At 70.1% G+C, this 2,984-nt stretch carries 1 protein-coding gene; it reads right to left on the bottom strand.

The features are described from left to right. Positions 1-49: 49 nt before the first annotated feature. On the bottom strand, positions 50-2,617 hold the full coding sequence (pepN, locus tag ABT300_RS42675; protein ID WP_351688170.1) for an aminopeptidase N: 2,568 nt from the start codon (positions 2,615-2,617) through the stop codon (positions 50-52). Positions 2,618-2,984 lie beyond the last annotated feature (367 nt).

The raw sequence follows: 2,984 nt of genomic DNA, 5'->3' as shown, positions 1-2,984 counted from the left end.
CGTCCTCGCGCCGACGCGCTCGCCGTGCGGCGCGATACCGCTGTGCCGGCTACCGCGCGTCGGCCGCCTGGGCCTTCAGCGCGCGCTCCACGCCGGAGCGGGCCTCGGAGACGAGGCGGCGCAGGGCCGCGTTCGGCTCGGCCGAGGCCAGCCAGGCGTCCGTGCTGTCCAGGGTCTCCCGGGAGACCTGGACCGCCGGGTAGAGGCCGACCGCGATCTGCTGGGCGATCTCGTGCGAACGGGACTCCCAGACGCCCTTGACGGCCTCGAAGTAGCGGCCGGTGTAGGGCGCGAGCAGCTCACGCTGGTCGGTCTGGACGAAACCGCCGATGACCGCCTCCTGCAGGGCGTTGGGCAGTTTGTCGTCCTCGACGACCTGCGACCACGCCTCCGCCTTGGCCTCCGGCGTCGGACGCGCCGCCCGCGCGCTCGCCGCGTGCCGCTCGCCGGCGGCCGTGCGGTCGCGCTCGTACTCGGCGGCGATCTCCGCCTCGTCGAAGCGGCCGACCGCCGCGAGCCGCTGCACGAAGGCCCAGCGCAGCTCGGTGTCGACGGCCAGGCCCTCGATCGTCTGCGAACCGTCCAGCAGGGCGTCCAGCAGGTCCAGCTGCTCGGGCGTGCGGGCGGTGGCCGCGAACGCGCGCGCCCAGGCCAGCTGGTGGTCGCTGCCGGCGGCGGCGGACCGCAGGTGGGCGAGCGTGGCGTCCGTCCAGCGGGTCAGCAGGGCCTCACGGGCCGTCGGGTCGGCGTACAGGTCGACGGCGAGCTTGACCTGACGGTGCAGCGACTGGACCACGCCGATGTCCGACTCCTTGCCGATGCCGGACAGCACCAGGGACAGGTAGTCGCGGGCGGGCAGCTCGGCGTCCCGGGTCATGTCCCAGGCGGAGGCCCAGCACAGCGCGCGCGGCAGGGACGCCTCGAAGTCGCCCAGGTGCTCGGTGACGAAGGCGAGCGAGCGCTCGTCCAGGCGGACCTTCGCGTACGACAGGTCGTCGTCGTTGAGCAGGACGACGTCCGGACGGCGCTTGCCGACCAGCTGCGGCACGGCCGTCAACTCGCCGTCGATGTCCAGCTCGACGCGCTCGTCGCGCAGCAGCTTGCCGCTGTCGGCGTCGAGGTCGTACAGACCGACGGCGATCCGGTGCGGGCGCAGGGTCGGCTCGCCCTTCGCGCCGGCCGGGAGCGCCGGGGCCTCCTGCCGGACGGCGAACGAGGTGACGACGCCCTCGGCGTCGGTCTCGATCTCGGGGCGCAGGACGTTGATGCCGGCCGTCTGCAGCCACTTCTGCGACCAGGTGGCGAGGTCGCGGCCGGAGGTCTCCTCCAGCGCGCCGAGCAGGTCGGACAGCCGGGTGTTGCCGAAGGCGTGCCGCTTGAAGTAGGCCTGCACGCCCGCGAAGAACTCGTCCATGCCGACGTACGCCACGAGCTGCTTCAGGACGGACGCGCCCTTGGCGTAGGTGATGCCGTCGAAGTTGACCAGGACGTCGTCCAGGTCGCCGATCTCGGCCATGATCGGGTGCGTCGAGGGCAGCTGGTCCTGCCGGTAGGCCCAGGTCTTCATGGAGTTGGCGAACGTGGTCCACGAGTGCGGCCAGCGCGAGTCCGGCGCGTACGCCTGGCAGGCGATCGAGGTGTAGGTGGCGAACGACTCGTTCAGCCACAGGTCGTTCCACCACTCCATGGTGACCAGGTCGCCGAACCACATGTGGGCCAGCTCGTGCAGGATCGTCTCGGCGCGCAGCTCGTACGCCGCGTCGGTCACCTTGGACCGGAACACGTACTGGTCGCGGATGGTGACCGCGCCCGCGTTCTCCATCGCGCCCGCGTTGAACTCCGGCACGAACAGCTGGTCGTACTTCTTGAACGGGTACGCGTAGTCGAACTTCTCCTGGAACCAGTCGAAGCCCTGCCGGGTGACCTCGAAGATCGCGTCCGAGTCGAGGAACTCGGCGAGGGAGGGCCGGCAGTAGATGCCGAGCGGCACCGACTGCCCGTCCTTCTCGTACACGCTGTGGACGCTGTGGTACGGGCCGACGATCAGCGCGGTGATGTAACTGGAGATCCGCGGGGTCGGCTCGAAGACCCAGACGTCGTCCTTGGGTTCGGGCGTCGGCGAGTTGGAGACGACGGTCCAGCCGGTCGGCGCCTTCACGGTGAACTGGAAGGTCGCCTTGAGGTCGGGCTGCTCGAAGGACGCGAACACGCGACGGGCGTCCGGCACCTCGAACTGGGTGTAGAGGTAGGTCTGATCGTCGACCGGGTCGACGAACCGGTGCAGACCCTCACCGGTGTTGGTGTACGCGCAGTCCGCCACGACCCGCAGGACGTTACGGCCCTCCAGCAGGCCCGGCAGCGCGATCCGGGAGTCCTGGAACACCTCTTCCGGGGCCAGCTCCTCCCCGTTGAGCGTCACCTCGTGGACGGCCGGGGCCACCAGGTCGATGAAGGACGCGGCGTGGTTTTCGGCCACGTCGAAGCGCACCGTGGTCACGGACCGGTAGGTGCCGCCCTCCCGCGCGCCGGAGAGGTCGAGATCGACCTCGTACGAGTCAACGGTCAGCAGCTTCGCCCGCTGCTGCGCCTCTTCGCGAGTCAGGTTTGTGCCAGGCACGCGGTCATCTCCTCGATATGTGTCGGTTGCGCCATCCTTCCATGAGCTGCGTGCCGATCAGCTGGAGGCCGAGTACGCCGAGGCGTTCCAGGAAGGGGACGGGACCGAGGGCGCCGGGTTCGGGGACGGGTGCGCAGGCGACGAGCTGGCTGATGGACGCGGTGACATCTGTCTGGTCGACTACGAGCCGACGCGAGGCGGCGAAGCGAACAAGGCGCGACGACGACGCACTCGGGCGGCGCCTCGCTCTCTGAGCACACCTGAGGGGTGGGGGGGGGGGCCCCGGCCGGGCCCCCCCGCCCCGCTCCCCCCCCGAAGAAAAGAAGACACCCACAAAAAAAAAAAGGTGTTGGGTATTGGTGGTGTT

This window comes from Streptomyces sp. NPDC001027, from assembly GCF_040299045.1.
Taxonomy (GTDB): domain Bacteria; phylum Actinomycetota; class Actinomycetes; order Streptomycetales; family Streptomycetaceae; genus Streptomyces.
This window is presented reverse-complemented; position numbering and strand designations above follow the sequence as displayed.